Source organism: Halobacillus litoralis, assembly GCF_004101865.1.
Lineage (GTDB): Bacteria > Bacillota > Bacilli > Bacillales > Halobacillaceae > Halobacillus > Halobacillus litoralis_A.
Map to the genome: position 1 here is coordinate 3,634,057 of NZ_CP026118.1, position 17,587 is coordinate 3,651,643.

The 17,587-nt window shown below is 40.3% G+C and carries 18 protein-coding genes and 2 tRNA genes; 18 read left to right on the forward strand and 2 right to left on the reverse strand.

Features of this window, described 5'->3' with window-relative positions:
• Nucleotides 1-64: 64 nt before the first annotated feature.
• Nucleotides 65-508, reverse strand: coding sequence for a YslB family protein (locus HLI_RS17920; RefSeq protein ID WP_128526276.1), 444 nt, complete (start codon nt 506-508; stop codon nt 65-67).
• Between the two features lie 281 nt (nt 509-789).
• Between HLI_RS17920 and HLI_RS17925 the strand changes: the two genes are divergently transcribed.
• From HLI_RS17925 to HLI_RS21795, 16 genes are all read left to right on the forward strand, one after another.
• A complete protein-coding gene (locus HLI_RS17925; RefSeq protein ID WP_128526277.1) occupies nt 790-1,410 on the forward strand; it encodes a succinate dehydrogenase cytochrome b558 subunit in 621 nt (206 codons plus the stop codon).
• A gap of 67 nt (nt 1,411-1,477) precedes the next feature.
• Nucleotides 1,478-3,229: a succinate dehydrogenase flavoprotein subunit gene (sdhA, locus tag HLI_RS17930; protein ID WP_128526278.1), complete on the forward strand. Its 1,752-nt coding sequence runs from the start codon at nt 1,478-1,480 to the stop codon at nt 3,227-3,229.
• 15 nt (nt 3,230-3,244) lie between these two features.
• Nucleotides 3,245-4,009 carry a succinate dehydrogenase iron-sulfur subunit gene (sdhB, locus tag HLI_RS17935; RefSeq protein WP_128526279.1) on the forward strand — a complete coding sequence of 255 codons (765 nt, stop codon included), beginning with the start codon at nt 3,245-3,247 and terminating at the stop codon, nt 4,007-4,009.
• Nucleotides 4,010-4,285: 276 nt separating this feature from the next.
• Nucleotides 4,286-6,610: an ATP-binding protein gene (locus HLI_RS17940; RefSeq protein WP_128526280.1), complete on the forward strand. Its 2,325-nt coding sequence runs from the start codon at nt 4,286-4,288 to the stop codon at nt 6,608-6,610.
• Nucleotides 6,607-7,257 (forward strand): response regulator transcription factor, encoded by a 651-nt coding sequence (locus HLI_RS17945; protein ID WP_128526281.1) that lies wholly within the window; start codon nt 6,607-6,609, stop codon nt 7,255-7,257. Before HLI_RS17940 ends, HLI_RS17945 begins: the two co-directional genes overlap by 4 nt.
• A 94-nt stretch (nt 7,258-7,351) precedes the next feature.
• On the forward strand, nt 7,352-7,576 hold the full coding sequence (locus HLI_RS17950; protein WP_008635211.1) for a helix-turn-helix domain-containing protein: 225 nt from the start codon (nt 7,352-7,354) through the stop codon (nt 7,574-7,576).
• A 197-nt stretch (nt 7,577-7,773) separates the two neighbouring features.
• Nucleotides 7,774-8,211, forward strand: coding sequence for a MarR family winged helix-turn-helix transcriptional regulator (locus tag HLI_RS17955; protein ID WP_128526932.1), 438 nt, complete (start codon nt 7,774-7,776; stop codon nt 8,209-8,211).
• Nucleotides 8,212-8,232: 21 nt separating this feature from the next.
• Nucleotides 8,233-9,054, forward strand: coding sequence for a glutamate racemase (gene racE / locus HLI_RS17960; protein WP_128526282.1), 822 nt, complete (start codon nt 8,233-8,235; stop codon nt 9,052-9,054).
• A gap of 230 nt (nt 9,055-9,284) precedes the next feature.
• Nucleotides 9,285-10,382 (forward strand): GerMN domain-containing protein, encoded by a 1,098-nt coding sequence (locus tag HLI_RS17965; protein ID WP_128526283.1) that lies wholly within the window; start codon nt 9,285-9,287, stop codon nt 10,380-10,382.
• 150 nt (nt 10,383-10,532) lie between these two features.
• Entirely contained in the window at nt 10,533-11,291 is a 759-nt protein-coding gene (rph, locus tag HLI_RS17970; protein WP_128526284.1) for a ribonuclease PH, read from the forward strand.
• Between the two features lie 3 nt (nt 11,292-11,294).
• The gene (locus tag HLI_RS17975) at nt 11,295-11,888 is read left to right on the forward strand and encodes an XTP/dITP diphosphatase (RefSeq protein ID WP_128526285.1); all 594 of its coding nucleotides are present in this window, start codon (nt 11,295-11,297) and stop codon (nt 11,886-11,888) included.
• 15 nt (nt 11,889-11,903) lie between these two features.
• Nucleotides 11,904-12,428 carry a metallophosphoesterase gene (locus tag HLI_RS17980; RefSeq protein WP_128526286.1) on the forward strand — a complete coding sequence of 175 codons (525 nt, stop codon included), beginning with the start codon at nt 11,904-11,906 and terminating at the stop codon, nt 12,426-12,428.
• A 116-nt stretch (nt 12,429-12,544) separates the two neighbouring features.
• Nucleotides 12,545-12,618: transfer RNA gene (locus tag HLI_RS17985), tRNA-Gly, on the forward strand.
• A gap of 89 nt (nt 12,619-12,707) precedes the next feature.
• Nucleotides 12,708-12,781: transfer RNA gene (locus HLI_RS17990), tRNA-Arg, on the forward strand.
• A gap of 613 nt (nt 12,782-13,394) precedes the next feature.
• Nucleotides 13,395-13,511 carry a Spo0E family sporulation regulatory protein-aspartic acid phosphatase gene (locus HLI_RS22290; protein WP_206659622.1) on the forward strand — a complete coding sequence of 39 codons (117 nt, stop codon included), beginning with the start codon at nt 13,395-13,397 and terminating at the stop codon, nt 13,509-13,511.
• Nucleotides 13,512-14,208: 697 nt separating this feature from the next.
• Nucleotides 14,209-14,373 (forward strand): hypothetical protein, encoded by a 165-nt coding sequence (locus HLI_RS21795; RefSeq protein ID WP_164908598.1) that lies wholly within the window; start codon nt 14,209-14,211, stop codon nt 14,371-14,373.
• A gap of 90 nt (nt 14,374-14,463) precedes the next feature.
• Here the strand turns inward: HLI_RS21795 and sda are convergent, their stop codons facing one another.
• Nucleotides 14,464-14,598, reverse strand: a complete 135-nt coding sequence (gene sda / locus HLI_RS18000) for a sporulation histidine kinase inhibitor Sda (protein ID WP_241655884.1) — start codon at nt 14,596-14,598, stop codon at nt 14,464-14,466.
• Nucleotides 14,599-14,952: 354 nt separating this feature from the next.
• Between sda and HLI_RS18005 the strand changes: the two genes are divergently transcribed.
• Together HLI_RS18005 and tig are read left to right on the forward strand one after the other, a co-directional pair.
• Nucleotides 14,953-15,933, forward strand: a complete 981-nt coding sequence (locus HLI_RS18005) for a tetratricopeptide repeat protein (RefSeq protein WP_128526289.1) — start codon at nt 14,953-14,955, stop codon at nt 15,931-15,933.
• A gap of 149 nt (nt 15,934-16,082) precedes the next feature.
• Nucleotides 16,083-17,369: a trigger factor gene (gene tig / locus HLI_RS18010; RefSeq protein WP_128526290.1), complete on the forward strand. Its 1,287-nt coding sequence runs from the start codon at nt 16,083-16,085 to the stop codon at nt 17,367-17,369.
• The last annotated feature ends 218 nt before the right edge of the window (nt 17,370-17,587 follow it).

Genomic DNA, 17,587 nt, shown 5'->3' on the forward strand with positions numbered 1-17,587 from the left:
GGTTCTTCTGTGGATTGTTGAACAGTGACAGGGGTAAGTGGCCTCACTTGTTGCTGACAACCGTTCAACCTTTCATAGCTTTGATTTCAATGAAATTTTCTTTTGTATTCTTTTCTTCAAAACACTCATATGTATGTCCAGTGATTTGTTGAATGGTTTCAGATAAAAAGCCGCACTCTAGACGAAACTCGACATGAAATATCTTTTGATGAAGTCGCTTTTCTATCACATGGCCCGTGAGGTGGAATTTCATTTCTTTCTTTTTTTCCTGCACCAGTTTCAATTCTCCCCATCCCATGTACTGGAAAAATTCATAAAGCTCCTCAAAGGTGGATATGCTTGTCTGTCTAGCCATGTTTTTTCCCATGTAATAGAGTAGATAGGGAGCATCCTTTCCCAAAAAGTCAGGGAGAGTATAATAACGCATCAGGTCGAATCCTGCTCCAGTGCCTACAAGCGATGAAATGTTGCTGGTCGTTAACTTTGTAGATTCTTTCAAAACGCTCATTCCTTTCTATCCTTTATTATCACTCGAAATGGAAATCGGCGCAATGATAATTATTTCATTTAATCCAAAGGAAATAAATGTGTATTTTTGAGGATTTTATAAACGTGCTTTCTTGACGCTTATACATGATAGAAGTACAATAAACATGTCACAAATTGCACATTCGTCAGACGTGTATTAGGAAAGAGGGGCTTTTCCTATTATTTTTAAGTTGTTATAAAAGCGCTTAACTGTCTGAATAATGTTGTTTTTAATCTGCTATCATCATGAGGGGGGTAAATATGGCGGGAACACGCGGATACGTCAATCGAAGACTGCATTCACTTTTAGGAGTAGTACCTATCGGGATCTTTTTGATCCAACACTTGACTGTGAACTTTTTTGCAACACGTGGACCAGAAGCATTTAACGCAGCAGCTCATTTCATGGAGAGCTTGCCATATCGTTATGTACTGGAGATTTTCATTATCTTCTTACCACTATTATTTCATTCCATATATGGGGTGTATATTGCATTCACAGCTAAGAGCAACTTATCGAATTTCGGTTATTTCAGAAACTGGATGTTCATATTCCAACGAATTACTGGAATCATTACGCTCATTTTCATCGCATGGCATGTTTGGGAAACAAGGATTGCCATCGGTTTCGGATGGGCTGACTTGAATTACCAGTTGATGGAAGGCATCCTTACTGAGCCGTTTTTCTTTTGGTTCTACATAGTAGGGGTTATATCAACTACTTTCCACTTTTCTAATGGATTATGGTCATTTTTCGTCAGCTGGGGGATCACTGTATCTCCACGCTCACAATTGATCATGACTTATGCGAGCATCATCATTTTCGTTGCCATTTCTTATGTCGGTGTACGTACACTGATCCAATTTGCATACGGCAGTTAAATTTATATTGACTCAATTTAAGACATGTAGAGGTAGATTTTAGTATTTAAGGGAGTGAGCTTCAATCATGACAAATCGAAATATTGTTGTTGTCGGTGGTGGTTTAGCCGGCCTAATGGCAACAATTAAAGCAGCGGAACAAGGGGTTCACGTAGATCTGTTATCTATTGTACCTGTTAAGCGTTCTCACTCTGTATGTGCCCAAGGTGGAATTAACGGAGCTGTTAATACAAAAGGTGAAGGAGACTCACCATGGGAACACTTTGACGATACAGTATATGGGGGGGACTTCCTAGCAAACCAACCTCCTGTAAAAGCAATGTGTGATGCTGCACCAGGAATTATCCACTTGTTGGACCGTATGGGTGTCATGTTCAACCGTACACCGGAAGGATTGCTTGATTTCCGCCGCTTCGGAGGTACTCAACACCACCGTACCGCTTATGCAGGTGCTACGACTGGTCAACAGCTACTATATGCATTGGACGAGCAAGTTCGTCGCCACGAAGTGAACGGTTTGGTTACTAAATATGAAAACTGGGAATTCCTCTCGGCGATTGTTGATGAAAAAGGCATCAGTCGTGGAATTGTCGGTCAAAACCTGAGCGACCATGAAATCAAAGCCTTTCCAGCAGATGCAGTTATCATGGCAACTGGCGGGCCTGGAATCATTTTCGGTAAGTCCACGAATTCTGTCATCAATACAGGGTCCGCAGCGGGCGCTCTTTACCAGCAAGGGGTTGACTATGCAAACGGTGAGTTCATACAAATTCACCCTACTGCAATTCCAGGAGATGATAAGCTCCGCCTTATGAGCGAGTCTGCTCGTGGTGAGGGTGGAAGAGTATGGACATATAAAGATGGTGAGCCCTGGTATTTCCTTGAAGAGAAATACCCGGCATATGGAAATCTTGTACCGCGTGATATTGCCACACGTGAAATATTTGATGTGTGTGTAAACCAAAAACTGGGAATCAATGGCGAAAACATGGTTTATTTGGACTTGTCTCATAAAGACCCTAAAGAGTTGGACGTTAAACTTGGCGGTATCATTGAAATTTATGAAAAGTTCGTAGGAGACGATCCGAAGAAAGTTCCGATGAAAATTTTCCCGGCTGTCCATTATTCTATGGGTGGTATGTGGGTTGATTTTGACCAAATGACAAACATTCCAGGCATCTTTGCTGCCGGAGAATGTGATTATACACAGCATGGTGGTAACCGCCTGGGTGCGAATTCCTTATTATCATCTATCTTTGGTGGTATGGAGGCAGGACCGAATGCAGTGAAATATACCGAAGGTCTCGATAAAATTTCTGATGACATGACTTCAGCACTTTTTGATGAAAAAGTTAAAGAAGAACAACAGAAATTTGAAGATATCATGAACATGGATGGCGATGAAAACGCCTATCAGATCCATAAAGAACTTGGTGAATGGATGACGGATAATGTAACCGTTGTGCGTGAGAATGATAAACTTCTCAAAACCGATGAGAAGATTCTGGAACTGATGGATCGTTATAAACGAATTAATATCAACGATACCTCTCGTTGGAGCAACCAGGGCGCAATGTTCACACGTCAGCTTTGGAACATGCTTCAGTTAGCGCGTGTAATTACTCAAGGGGCGTATAACCGTAACGAGAGCCGTGGCGCACACTATAAGCCAGAGTTTCCTGAACGAAACGACGAAGAATTTCTGAAGACGACAGTAGCTAGTTATGATAAAGAAAATAACAAGCCCGTCTTCCGATATGATGAAGTGGATACATCATTAATCGAACCTCGTAAACGTGATTATTCGAAAAGTAAATAAAGGAGGTTATGCATCATGAGCGAAAATAAAACGATAACGTTTATTATCACCCGTCAGGATCATCCAGATAAGCCCTCTTACGAAGAAAAGTTTGAGATACCTTATCGTGAGAATATGAATGTCATCTCCGCTCTGATGGAAGTTCGCCGTAATCCTGTCAATGCAAACGGAGAAGCGACCACACCGGTTTATTGGGACATGGGGTGTTTAGAAGAAGTTTGTGGGGCTTGTTCTATGGTGATCAATGGTACACCAAGGCAATCATGTACTGCTCTAGTCGACCAGTTGGAACAACCGATTCGTCTTGAACCAATGACAACATTCCCTGTGAATCGCGACCTTGCTGTGGATCGCAGTCGCATGTTCGATTCCTTGAAGAAAGTCAAAGGATGGATTCCGATTGATGGAACACACGACCTTGGACCAGGACCTAAGATGCCTGAAAGTAAGCGTCAATGGGCTTACGAACTTTCTAAATGTATGACATGCGGGGTATGCCTGGAAGCTTGTCCGAACGTTAATGATAAATCTGACTTTATAGGTCCAGCTGCGCTTTCTCAAGTTCGCTTATTCAACTCCCACCCGACAGGGGAAATGAATAAGAGTGAGCGACTTCAGACAATTATGGATGAAGAAGGCTTAATGGGATGCGGGAATGCACAAAACTGTGTACAGGCCTGTCCAAAAGGAATTCCATTGACAACTTCAATTGCTGCCTTGAACCGTGATACAGCCATTGAATCTTTCAAAAGCTTCTTTGGCAGTGATCAACGGGTATAAAATTCATTTAAGAAACCTCTGTACTTTTTAAAGTACAGAGGTTTTTTCCGTTTGAAATATAATCTTTAAACACACTGTAACTGTCCGCTCATACAAGGTTTCGCTGCATTCCTTCCTGTGAAAAATGCCAATTGAAACGTGTGTGTTCGTCTTTAATTTGTTTTCTTTTAGTACAAGGGTGAAAAGTTACAATAATTTCTATAGGAGAAGGGGTTGTAGGACTTCTTATCGATAGTATAATAGACTTGATTGAATTCGTTTAAGGATGGATATAGTATGCGTAATTTCAAATGGTCCCAATGGATCGTTTTATCATTTTTCATATTATCAGCATGTTACTTGATTATACATTCCATTACTCAGCCTTTCTTAGGTATTGATGTAGATAAGCAAAAGGAAGAATGGGTCATTGTCAATGTGGAGAATGGCAGCTGGGCGGACCGTCATAGCGTCCCAGTTGGTGGAGAGATCCAGACCATTAACGGCAATAAACCTGGAGAGCATCAATCTGTAGCTATGTTTGATGAGGTGGAAAAGGCTGAATCATTTTTAGTAGAATATACAGGGAGAGAAATCTTATATGAAAACATAAATCAATCGAGTCCTTTGCATTGGATTTTATATATTATTCTTCCTGTACTCTTTTTCATCGTTATCTTAGGAATCTCCTATCTTGTTCACAAACGTGTCCCAAAGCGCTATTCAGCTGAGCAGTTAATATTATTTTTCCTGGCGGTTGCTACTGGTTATTTGAGCAATAGTGGTGCAGTGAGGGATGATTTATATAGCTTGTTCTTAAACACGAGTTTATTTTTAATCTCTCCTGTTATGTTGGTTCATTTTTTATATAATTATTTTCAAGAGTTACAAATTTACTGGTTTTCGAAAAAAATAATATATTTTCTATATGCCTTCGTACTTCTTGTCTCTTTCTTTGAAAGTTATTTTCTGATTACGAAGCAATACCCAGATTATTTCAACTCTGTCCCAGGCGCTTTACTGATGATTTTATATATTGTACTCTTTTTCATAATTTATCGGGGCCTCTTTATATATAAGAAATCTCCTGTAGGTCCAATATTCAATTATATGGCGATCGGGATGACGATTGCTTTCTTCCCTTATATATTATTGTATTTAATCCCGGCTTTGACTTTTGGCATTAAAATCATTTCCCTCGAAATAGGAGCAGTCTTTCTGATTGCCTTGCCGATTACATTCATGTATTTAGTCACTCGGGAACAATTGATTGATATAAATTTTGTCATCAGTCGTGTAAGGTATTATATTATTCTTTCTGTTATTCCCAGTTTGATCTTAACCTTTGCCATCGGATGGTTAATACCAGCATCCTTATCAGTGATCGATTATATACAAAACTATTTATTTATACATGGGGCACTGATTATTTTCTTGTCTCTTAAAGAAGTGTTGGACTTTCGTTTGCAGCGTTATCTGTTTTCTGCCCGTTATAGTTATCAGGAGAGTATGCACAGAATGGCGCAGGATATGAAAGACCAATCGAATGCTGTCGACTTGATGAAGGTGATGAGAGACGAAGTGCGGAACGTATTGAATGTGAGGGAAATTTATATTTATTCCAAACATAACGATCGTGACATGTATTGTGTATACGATAAGATTCCTCAAGACATCATAGATCACTTTCACGAACACTTGAATGATCATAGTTTTGATATCGGGTCTATCATTGAGACTGAAAAAGGTTTCGGAGTGATCGTTGGATTTTCTTTAGAGAAATTAACAATGATGTGGTGTAAAGGGAAAAAGGACTATACTACATTGAACCGCGATGAGAAAACCTATTTACAAACCATCTCATATAATGCGAACATCGCGATTGAAAACATGAATCTGATTGAAGATTTAGTGAAAGAACTGCGCACATTGAAGAATGATCAAACGCAAAAGTACCCGACTTGGCTGTCCAGATTATTATTCACGATTGCGGAGAATCAGCGAAAGCAATTATCCATTGATTTGCATGATACAGTCCTTCAGGAACAGTTGTATCTTTATAGAAGAATGGATGATTTAATCGGTCACAGGGATGATTTGACTCGGAGCCTGCATGCAGAACTTATGATGTACAAGGAGTCTCTGCTCGACAGCATTCATTTGATCCGGGAGACCTGTAATGAATTACGCCCTGCGTTCATAGAAGAACTAGGTCTCGTTCAGTCATTGAAAAACTTGATTCATCAATATCAGTTAAGATCGAATTTTACGGTGTACTTCACCAATGAAAGGTTCGATGCAGAATTGGATCAAGAACGGATTCTGGCAATCTTTCGGATTGTTCAGGAACTTTTGACGAATGCAATGAAACACTCAGATGCTAAAATAGTGAAATTATCTTTATCAAATGATGGAAATCAAGTCATGTTGTTATATTCAGATAATGGAAAAGGGATGGATTATTCCGTAAGGCGGGATCTGTTCTCCCATATTGGTCTTTCTGGAATTGAACAACGTGTAAACGGTTTGAATGGTCACTTAGAAATTGAGACAGCGCCGGGAGAAGGGTTTAAAACGATTGTTACGTTTCCTTGTACGGCTAACAAGGAGGTTCAAGTATGACGAAAGTTTTGATTGTAGATGACCACCCTGCAGTAGGGGCTGGTACTAAATCAATGTTGGAACAAGAAGCGGATATGAAGGTGGATGTCACCTATGAAAATGAACAGGTAGAACAGCTGCTGAAAAAGAATCAATATGATATATTACTGCTTGATTTATACATGCCAGGGATGAATGGAATTGAACTGGCCAAAAGTATTAGAAAAACATACCCTGATTTAAAACTGCTCATATATACTGGGTTTGATTTGAGCACCCATTTCAATATGCTGGTGGAAGCAGATATCAATGGCTTCGTAAGTAAAACGGCGACAAGCGAACAACTTGTAACGGCTATCCGTTGTGCTTCCAGAGACGAGGTAGTGATTCCCTTGAATTTGTTCAAACAATTGCGCCGTTCAGAAGCGAGCGTAAGTGAAACATCTGATTCCTCCGATTGCAATGGATTTTCGTTGAACGAAAAAGAACAATCGATTTTGAAAGAAGTCGCATCTGGTTTTACCAATCGTGAGATCGCTCAAACATTACACATGTCGCAGAGGAGTGTCGAGTACACGCTTACCGGGGTATTCAATAAACTGAATGTCCGCTCCAGAACTGAAGCCCTTTTTAAAGCTCAAGAGCTCGGGCTTGTGTCTAAATCATGAAAGCGTAGCACAGGGCAACCTTCCGACTCATACGATACATTGACTAAATAATTCCCCTTTTAATAGCTCAGAAACAACAAGGAGGGGTGCGCTTGTGAAGGAGGACGGCTATCGGCCAACACAAATTCTTACCAAGCGGGAGCGAGAAGTTTTCGAGCTTCTAGTACAGGACAAAACGACAAGGGAGATCGCAAAAGAGCTCTTTATTTCAGAGAAAACTGTGCGGAATCACATTTCAAACGCAATGCAAAAGCTAGGGGTGAAGGGACGGTCACAGGCAGTTGTTGAACTGCTACGTATGGGTGAACTGGAATTGTAATCTCCATAGAAAAGCACGGTATTGTTTTTGGAATGGGAGAAGCCTTTCAGGTATTGTGATTTTAAGCTATACCTGGAAGGGTTTTTTGTATATTTAATATCAATTACCTTGAATTTTTACCGCATAACCATGAGAATAAGGTTTACAAAGTATTTTCGTTAGGAGTGCTGAAGGTGACAAAATCACAACAGACGTCCATGGTGGCAGATGTAGAGAAGGAACTACGTTACATATCTGGAATCGTCAAACAAAGAGGACGAGTAATCTTGAATCATTACCCGATTACAGCACCGCAGTTTGTTGCACTGCAGTGGTTATTGGAAAAAGGGGATATGACGATAGGTGAACTTTCCAATTATATTCATTTAGCTTGCAGTACGACTACTGACTTGGTCGACCGCATGGAGAACAATGATTTGGTGGAACGTGTGAGAGACCCTAAAGATCGCAGGGTCGTACGTATACATGTATTAGAGAAAGGTAAGCAGATCATACATGAAGTGATTGAAAAACGGCAAAATTACTTAGAGGAAGTTCTTAAAGATGTATCGGAGGATGATGTAGATACTTTAAACCGTCTGTTGCATGTACTTCATGAAAAAATGAGAGAAACAGACCAGGAGCAGGACAACTAAGCAATAAATGAGGGATGCGAAGTGAAACAACCGATCGGAGTCATAGATTCTGGCGTTGGCGGCTTAACTGTAGCGCGTGAGCTGATGCGTCAACTGCCAAGAGAAAGATTCATCTATTTGGGAGATACGAAAAGGTGTCCCTATGGACCTCGTTCAGAAGAAGAAGTGAGAGCTTATACATGGCAGATGGTGAATCATTTATTAGGAAAAGATATAAAAATGCTCGTCATTGCTTGTAATACTGCAACAGCTTATACATTAGAAGAGTTGCAGGAAGAATTACCAGTCCCAGTGATCGGAGTCATAGAACCAGGGGCAAGGGCTGCCATCAAAGTGAGTCAAAATAAACGGATCGGAGTCATAGGCACGGAAGGTACGATACAGAGTAAGGCGTATCCTGAAGCCTTGAAGTCCATCGATCAGGCGATTCGTGTCAATGATCTAGCCTGTCCGCCTTTCGTACCTATGGTGGAGGAGGGTATTTTGGCAGGTAAAAGAGCACAAGGGATCGTTTCCAGAACATTACAGCCTTTGAAGGAAATGAATCATATTGATACATTGATACTTGGTTGCACACATTATCCATTAATCAAGGATTTGGTACAGGAAGAAATGGGAAATCATATCCAGGTCATCAGTTCAGGTGAAGAAACTGCAAGAGAAGCTAGTTTGATTCTTGCTTACCATAAAGCCCTGGATACGTATGATACTCCTCCTGAACATGAATTTTATACGACTGGTGATATGGAAAAGTTCCGCATGGTTGCAAATAGCTGGTTTGAAGAACCGATAAAAATTCTGAAATTAGTTGAATTAGAAAGTGTAAAAAGCTCAGCCCTCTGATGGCTGAGCTTTTTACATGCAGTATGACATAATTTCTTCCGCTCTTTTTCGCCTGAAGGGTACAGGCGTACATATATTACTTCATATTCAACGAAAGATCTAATCAGATTCTTTTGAACTTATTCCATTCAAGGAAGGCGTATTATACAAAGGCTGTCTGAAATTCTCTGGTCTAATCCTCCATGGGGCTCGTATATATGGTAGTACAATCTATCTCAGGAGGGAAAACTATGAAGAAGTATGGCTACAAACCCTTTTTGCTTGTAGTTTTATTATTATTGAGTACAGGGTTGCTGACAGGCTGCCTTTTTGAAGGAGAGCAATCGTTAGAGAAAATGGATACACCAGAAGAGGAGGCGACCACGACACCTGATCCGAGTAGTGAGGAACCTCAACCCGAAGGAGATGGGGAAGAAACAGATGGGGCTGGCGAAGATTCGGAAGGTGAATCTGCTTCATCCACGGTTGCGCGTGAGCTGTACTTGATGGATGCAAATGGTATGATTGCCCCTCAGACCTTAGAGCTCCCTGCATCCAAGGAGGTAGCCGCTCAGGCATTGGAATATCTAGTGAAAGATGGGCCTGTAACAAACCTTCTTCCGAATGGATTCCAGGCCGTTTTACCAGCGGGAACACAGATATTAGGTTTGAACCCTCAAGAGGATGGAACATTGGTCGTTGATGTTTCAGAGGAATTCCGAAATTACGATGCGAAAGAGGAAGAAAAGATTCTTCAAGCGATGACATATACATTAACCCAATTTGATAATGTAAACCGTATTAAGCTGTGGATTAATGGTCATGAACAAGAAGTTATGCCTGTAGACGGGACCCCAATTACAAAAGGGGTTTCCCGCTCTGACGGGATTAACCATCTTGTGGGTGTTCAAACTGATGTACTGAACAGTGAAGCCGTCACCGTATATTTCCCAGCTCAAAACGGTGACCAGGTTTATCACGTCCCTGTAACCACTAGGGTGGAGAAAGGGGAGGATGAATATGCAGCTATGGTACAAGCACTCCTCAATGGACCAGAATTAGGTGGTTCTCTGATGAATCCTTTCAATGAAGGAGCGGAAATGGTCAGTTCCAGACTTGAAAATGGCGTGTTGTCTGTATCTTTCAATGAGAAAATATTAACAGGGGCTGACAATCCTTCTTTGTCTAATGCAGCATTAGCAAGCCTTGTGTTGAGTTTGACGGATCTTTCTGATGTAGAATCCGTAGAGGTACAGGTGGATGGTGCAGAACAGGTGATGAATGAATCTGGAGAACCACTTGCAGAACCGGTTTCCCGCTCAGATATCAGCGGAGCAGAAGAAGTATAAGAGTAGTATAAGAGTTCTTGATGAGAAAGAAGCGTTCCGAAAGTTAATCCTTTTGGAACGCTTCTTCCTTTTTGGTTAAACTACCGAGCGGATGTATTTTGTGTTAAGATGGGCAAGGATAATGATGTAGAAAAAGGAGGTCGTTCATCTATGAGAAATGATGATCGTGAGGTTAACGAATTAAGAAACGTTACAATAGAAACAGACTATGTGAAACATCCAGAAGGGTCCGTACTTATCAGTTTTGGCGATACAAAAGTAATATGTAACGCTAGTGTAGAAGACCGTGTGCCTCCTTTTTTACGTAATCAAGGAAAAGGATGGATTACAGCAGAATATGCAATGCTGCCAAGAGCAACTGAACAGCGGAATATCCGTGAGTCTTCTAAAGGGAAAGTTTCCGGCCGGACAATGGAAATCCAACGTTTGATTGGACGTTCCTTACGTGCTGTCGTGGATTTAGATAAAATTGGTGAGCGTACCGTTTGGGTAGACTGTGATGTCATACAGGCAGATGGAGGTACACGTACGGCTTCGATTACAGGAGCTTTCGTTGCGGTCGTAATAGCATTAGGGAAATTAGTGAAGAAAGGCTCCATTAAAGAACTTCCCATTACAGATTTTCTGACAGCTATTTCTGTAGGTGTATTACCTGATGGCAATGAAATACTTGATTTGTGCTATGAAGAAGACAGTAAGGCTCAAGTAGATATGAACGTCATCATGACAGGGCAAGGGGAATTTGTTGAAGTGCAAGGAACGGGAGAGGAAGCTACTTTTTCAATGAAGCAATTACAAAAAATGCTTGCTCTTGCAGAAAAAGGCGTAGAAGATATTATTAAACTTCAGGATGAAGCGATCGGTGAATGGGCAGATGTCATTCGTGCAAAGTCCGGAGTGACTAAATAAACCATGAAAGAGTTATTAGTGGCCACTAAGAATGAAGGAAAAATCGGTGAATTCCGAGATATGTTCTCAAAATATAATATATCAGTAAAGTCTCTTCTCGACTTAGACGAAAGTATTGATATAGAAGAAACGGGCACGACGTTTGAAGAGAACGCCGTCATTAAAGCGCAAACAATGATGGAACAACTGAATATTCCTGTTGTAGCAGATGATTCAGGATTAGAAGTAGATGCTTTAAATGGCGCACCGGGGGTTTATTCCGCACGATATGCAGGAATAGAGAAAGATGACAATGAAAATTTACAAAAACTGCTGAACAATCTAGAAGGTATCCCGGAAAGTCAAAGAGATGCAAGGTTTGTTTGTGCTGTTGCAGTAGCTCGTCCTGGGGCTGCAACTATTGTAAAAAGAGGGACGTGTGAAGGCAGCATTGCCAACGAGCCACAGGGTAGTCACGGGTTCGGTTATGATCCTGTCTTCATTCCGAAAGGTGCTTCGCGTACAATGGCAGAGCATACTTCAGATGAAAAAAATAAAATAAGTCATCGCCATCATGCAATTAAACAAATAGAAGAATGGCTTAAGACTCAAGCTTGAAAGAGGTGTTGATTAATGCCTAAAGTACTGATTATTAGTGACACTCATGGATTAACAGAAGAAGTAGTGGAAATTAAACAAAGACATGAAAGTGTTGATGCGATGATCCACTGCGGAGATTCAGAATTACCTTACAACTCCGCTGAGTTAGAAGGGTTCTATTACGCAAAGGGAAACTGTGATTTTGAACCTGAAATGGAAAATGAGCAAGTTGTGGAAGTCGGAGACCTGACTTTTTTAGTGGCCCATGGCCATCTATTCCAAGTGAAATCCACTTTAATGCCCCTCTCATACAAGGCTGAAGAGGTGGGTGCTCAAGTGGCTTGTTTCGGCCATTCCCACATAGCAGGTGCTGAGAAAGTAAAAGACACTTTATTTATTAACCCGGGTAGTGCAAGGCTGCCAAGAGACCGGGACGAGCCCACCTACGCCATTTTAGAGTGGGAAACACTCGCTCAGGTGCAGCTTCAGTTTTATCATGTCAACGGGGAACTCATCGAAGATTTGAAATTGGAAACATCACTTGCAGCAAAGGACTGATTCTTTGCTGCAAACCTATTGACAAAGGCACTACTTCTTATATATAATTGTTCTTGTCCGCTTCGAACGGACCATGATTTTACTCATTACATAATGAAGTAAAAGATTATCAAAACGCGGGTGTAGTTTAGTGGTAAAACCTCAGCCTTCCAAGCTGATGATGAGGGTTCGATTCCCTTCACCCGCTCCATACATACTTTTTCAACTTATTGAAATATCCGAGAGTCGGGAAAGCTGCTTAGCAAAGTTGCTTCAACTATCACTTTGATATTATGTCATGTCCCAGTAGCTCAGCAGGATAGAGCAACAGCCTTCTAAGCTGTGGGTCGGGGGTTCGAATCCCTCCTGGGACGCTAAATGAAAAAACGCTGAAACCTTTGTGAGACATTGGTTTCAGCGTTTTTTATTTTGGTAGTACGTGGGCAAGAAGAATGGGGAGGAAACACAGCCGGACATTTTGTGCGCGAAATTACACGCCTACATGGCAAAGAGCTCTACTTAAAGCTTCCGCCAGTAACTTTTCGGTCATGTTTTATTGTAAGTGTCAGCATAATAATGCTGAAGATTGTAGAAAGCAAGGTACTACCTATAATCATCCAAATAACTGTGCTCGTTTTGTCATCCATAAAAAAACTCCTATTTTCATTGATGGTTAGTAACATCTGTATTTTAGTTCAAGATTATACTTTCACAAATACAGTAAAATATTCTTCGCATTTTTAGAAACATTGCAGATAAAAAATTGTTCAGTGATTAAATGGATAGAGAGTAAAAAATCTGAACATTGAAGGTGGTACGTGGGCGGGTATGATAAATACAACGGAAGCCCATTCTGATGGGAAATGATTCCAATGATTTTTTTGAATTATCCAAAGATTTTCACCCCAAAAAGGGTATATAACTTTTGGGGGTGGAATTATTACTGACCTAGAATTAGAAAAAAAAATTGAACAAATGAGACAAGAGATGCACAGACTCTTTCTCGAAGATCCTCAAAACCCCCAGGTAGTTAAAGTTTCGCAATCGTTAGATAAGCTCTTGAATGAGTTTGATCGCCGAAAAATTGCTCAAAAGAAGAAATAGGTAAATCAGGGGAATAGCAATTTGTTCGAATACGATGGCGAGTGGAAAGCCACCCCACATAGGTGAATCTATACACTTACAACAAAAAGTGTGGCTTTCCCCTTTGCTGCTTATGATTTTCTAACTACTAGGTCAGGAAATTATTGTTTCTACTAACGAATGGTGGAAGTGTTTCAGGATATTGCCTTACTTTCATCTGATATCTTTTTATGAGCTTTTAAGAAAGCTATTACAAAGATTCTCTTATATTTAGAATCTTTTTGGAAATTTTCACAAAGTGCCATATGTACCTTTCTAAATGATATCCCAACTTTAGAATTTTATGGTGGAATAGTGAAAGGGAAAGATGAAAATTTTTTCCCAGTTCACAATATGTAAATAAAAACACTAAGCGTGGACCATTCATATCTTAGTCTTATAAAGGAGTGGTTCTAGTGCTGGCGTTTACGTATATACTCTTAGGGATGTTCTTTTGTTTTTTTCAAAAAGAACCCATCCATCATAATAAAGAAGAACAGACATATTATATGTTTTTCTTACTAGCTTGGTTGTTGCTTTGGCCGATATTCCTCATAAATAAGATCATCAAAGGTAAATAAAAGCATGGGATGTGGAATTTAACTCTCATATCTTCCGTTCATTCCTCACACAATAAAGATGGCTTCATGCAAGCCAAGCGATTTGAGGAGTGGTCATGATGGAGAAGAAAAATGTCCAATGGTTGCCGGTAGTCGCTTCCATCGGTATTGGGGCAGCTACGTATAGCATGATGACAGGGCAGGCAGGCCAGCTGCAAAATGTCATACCAAGTCTAGCTAAGATGTCGGGGCAACGACAAAATAATCAAACCTCTAGTCAATAATAAAAAGCGGGCAGTCTTAATGACTGCCCGCTTTTCCCATCTAAAAAACGTTACCTGAAAAGTAACGTTTGGTGTATTTCATGTATGTAATTAGTTTTTCAAAGGCAATTCAATCGATCTTTTGTCAATTTCTTGAGTAACTAAGTGAACAAATTCATCATCTAACTGGAGTTTGACTGACTCCAAGTACGTTTCAAGTAGGGTTTGATCATCAAGCAGTGACAAAACGATACATCTCCTTAAGTGTTTAATTCGGTGAAATTTTATTCACATTTACTAATTCTAACAAAAAAATTTAATTCAGCATGAGTCTAAAGTCCTGTTTTAGAGAGGTTTATACATATTCAGATATTATTTTAAAATAAAAGTCAGGGAAGGTGTAAAAACATGTCAGCTCATGTCCTTATCGATCATAAATTGCAGGAGGTGGAATAAGATTTAGTCGAAGTGAAAGTGCATTTCATTGTATTTCGTCTGAATATACTTTAGTATATCCTAATAAGCTAAGTGTCCATAGGTTTGAAATGGGTGGTTTAGGGTAACAATGAGGGGAGTATAAACTTCAGGGAAGGGTGTCTTATGGAAAATAATAACGGGAACATAGTAATGTTCCCAAAGTGGAAAATAACACTTGAACGAGTGGGTCTTGAGGCTTTAAAAGAGAAGCGGTATAAAGATGCTGCAGAAGCCCTGGAACCTTTAGTCGAATATGATGTCGCTAGTCATGATGTGCTTACTGGATTATTGATGAGTTGGATTGAACTGGGTAAATATAATGAAGCGGAAGAGTTATGCCAAGAACAGATGAAAGAGGCTATTGAACAGTACTATCACTATTTACATATTTATATAACTATTTTATTCCAAAGCAATCGATACCAGGAAATTGTGGACCTGTTGGATGAAGTTTTTGAATCTGAGGAGATCCCCCATCAGAGCCGTACTCAACTTTGGCAGATGTATGAAGTGAGCAGAAAGTTGATGGAAGACCATAAAAGAGAAAAAGGGAATAAACTTTTCAGTGATTTCACTGAAGCATTGGAAACTGATGACATACATAAGCAGTGGCAAGCATTGGAACAATTAAAGAAGCAGGAACCGGATAGTCATTTGAACTATTTTGAAACGATGCTCGGTAAAGAGTCGGTCCACCCGATAATAAAGTCTTCCATTATTGAGTGGTTTAGAGATAGTGCTGTAGACCATAAAGTCATGCTGACGAAGTTCGGTCAACAAATTGAAGTCATCCCTGCGGATTTGACTAAGCTGCACTCCGATTACATTATTAAACAAATCCAAATGCGCCTTGGGCAGATAGAGCAAAGTAACCCGACAATGTATGAGATGATTGACCAGCTTTTATATCACTACTGTTATGTAAGGTACCCGATTTTTCCTAATGAAGAAGAGGTGCCAGCCCTCGTTGAAGCATTGAAGCAGCTTGGCCATGGTTATTTGCAGATTCCATTTAAACCGAATGAGGGTATAGCGGACGTGGAAAAGTATAAAGAAGAAATCGAGTTGTGTGAACATCACTATGTGTTGATTGTCGGTGAATAAGTTCCAATGTTGACCATGCCTTGAAAGGCTATAGGAATATGTTATAATGTAGTGGTTGCAAAAGAGATTCGTATGTAGAAGAGTCATAGAATCATCAAAACATCGTCTTATGGCGAAAATGAATGAATAGATGTTGGAGGGAATTTTTTATGTCAGCAAAATGGGAAAAGCAAGAAGGCAACACAGGTACTTTAACAGTAGAAGTACCAGCAAGTGAGTTCGATAAAGCACTTGACCAAGCCTTCAAAAAAGTCGTAAAGCAGGTTCAAGTACCTGGTTTCCGTAAAGGGAAAGTACCTCGTAAGTTGTTCGAACAGCGCTTCGGAGTGGAATCACTTTATCAAGATGCTCTTGATATCATTCTTCCACAAGCCTACACAGATGCTGTAGACGAATCAGGAATTGAACCTGTGGACCGCCCAGAGGTTGACGTTAAGCAGATTGAAAAAGGTCAGGATCTTGTTTTCACTGCTGAAGTAACCGTTAAACCTGAAGTACAACTTGGGGAGTACAAAGGTTTGGAATTTGAAGAAGTAAGTACAGAAGTTACAGAAGAAGATGTTCAAGCTGAATTGACACAAATGCAAGAACGTCAAGCGGAGTTAGTCGTCAAGGAAGAAGGAGAAGTTGAGAACGGCGATACAGTCGTTATGGACTTTGAAGGTTTCGTTGATGGTGAAGCATTCGAAGGCGGTCAAGCTGATAACTACTCCCTTGAAGTAGGGTCTGGTTCATTCATCCCTGGCTTTGAAGAACAGCTTGTCGGTAAGAAAGCAGGAGAGGAAACAGACGTTACTGTTACATTCCCTGAAGAATACCATGCTGAAGATCTAGCTGGTAAAGAAGCTACCTTCAAAGTCAAGCTTCACGAAGTAAAAGGAAAAGAACTTCCAGAGCTTGATGATGAATTTGCTAAAGATGTCGATGAGGAAGTTGAATCTCTTGAAGAGCTTAAGACAAAGACTCGTGAACGTCTTGAAGAACAGAAGAAAACAGAAGCAGAAAACAACAAGCGCGATACTCTAGTAACAAAAGCTTCTGAGAATGCAGAAGTAGAAGTTCCTGACGCGATGGCAGACACTGAACTTGACCGCATGGTCCAAGAGTTTGAACAACGTCTGCAAATGCAAGGAATGACGAAAGATATGTACTTCCAATTCACAGGTCAAGATGAAGATGCTTTGCGCGAACAGATGAAGGAAGATGCTTCTAAACGCGTGAAGACGAACTTGACACTTGAAGCAATTGCTCAGGCTGAGAATGTTGAAGTATCTGATGAAGATGTGAATGCAGAGCTTGAAAACATGGCTGGCATGTACCAGACAGACGTTGCTCAACTGACTCAGATGCTAGGTGGCAATACGGACATGATCAAAGAAGATCTGAAAGTTCGTAAAGCGATCGACGTTCTAGTTGCAAATAGTAAATCTGAATAATAAACTAAGAAGACAAGGTGCTGGAGTGCCTTGTCTTCTCATATATTTCTCTGTTACAAAGTATAAGGGAAGAGTTTTATGGGGAAGATGATTGATACTTCTCGTGGTTTTTACATACAATAATAAGGGTGTACAAATGTTTGACTTAACGGGTCCATATCTACATAATGAGGTTGATGCAAAAGAAGTTTCGCACACCTCTAAAAGGTATTGCTTTT

Coding starts and splice junctions, on each gene's coding strand:
- HLI_RS22290 (WP_206659622.1), top strand. CDS start 13,395: ATGCACAGACTCTTTCTCGAAGATCCTCAAAACCCCCAGGTAGTTAAA.
- tig (WP_128526290.1), top strand. CDS start 16,083: ATGTCAGCAAAATGGGAAAAGCAAGAAGGCAACACAGGTACTTTAACA.
- sdhB (WP_128526279.1), top strand. CDS start 3,245: ATGAGCGAAAATAAAACGATAACGTTTATTATCACCCGTCAGGATCAT.
- HLI_RS17940 (WP_128526280.1), top strand. CDS start 4,286: ATGCGTAATTTCAAATGGTCCCAATGGATCGTTTTATCATTTTTCATA.
- HLI_RS21795 (WP_164908598.1), top strand. CDS start 14,209: ATGGAGAAGAAAAATGTCCAATGGTTGCCGGTAGTCGCTTCCATCGGT.
- rph (WP_128526284.1), top strand. CDS start 10,533: ATGAGAAATGATGATCGTGAGGTTAACGAATTAAGAAACGTTACAATA.
- HLI_RS17920 (WP_128526276.1), bottom strand. CDS start 508: ATGAGCGTTTTGAAAGAATCTACAAAGTTAACGACCAGCAACATTTCA.
- HLI_RS17925 (WP_128526277.1), top strand. CDS start 790: ATGGCGGGAACACGCGGATACGTCAATCGAAGACTGCATTCACTTTTA.
- sdhA (WP_128526278.1), top strand. CDS start 1,478: ATGACAAATCGAAATATTGTTGTTGTCGGTGGTGGTTTAGCCGGCCTA.
- HLI_RS17980 (WP_128526286.1), top strand. CDS start 11,904: ATGCCTAAAGTACTGATTATTAGTGACACTCATGGATTAACAGAAGAA.
- HLI_RS17945 (WP_128526281.1), top strand. CDS start 6,607: ATGACGAAAGTTTTGATTGTAGATGACCACCCTGCAGTAGGGGCTGGT.
- HLI_RS18005 (WP_128526289.1), top strand. CDS start 14,953: ATGGAAAATAATAACGGGAACATAGTAATGTTCCCAAAGTGGAAAATA.
- HLI_RS17955 (WP_128526932.1), top strand. CDS start 7,774: ATGGTGGCAGATGTAGAGAAGGAACTACGTTACATATCTGGAATCGTC.
- HLI_RS17965 (WP_128526283.1), top strand. CDS start 9,285: ATGAAGAAGTATGGCTACAAACCCTTTTTGCTTGTAGTTTTATTATTA.
- HLI_RS17975 (WP_128526285.1), top strand. CDS start 11,295: ATGAAAGAGTTATTAGTGGCCACTAAGAATGAAGGAAAAATCGGTGAA.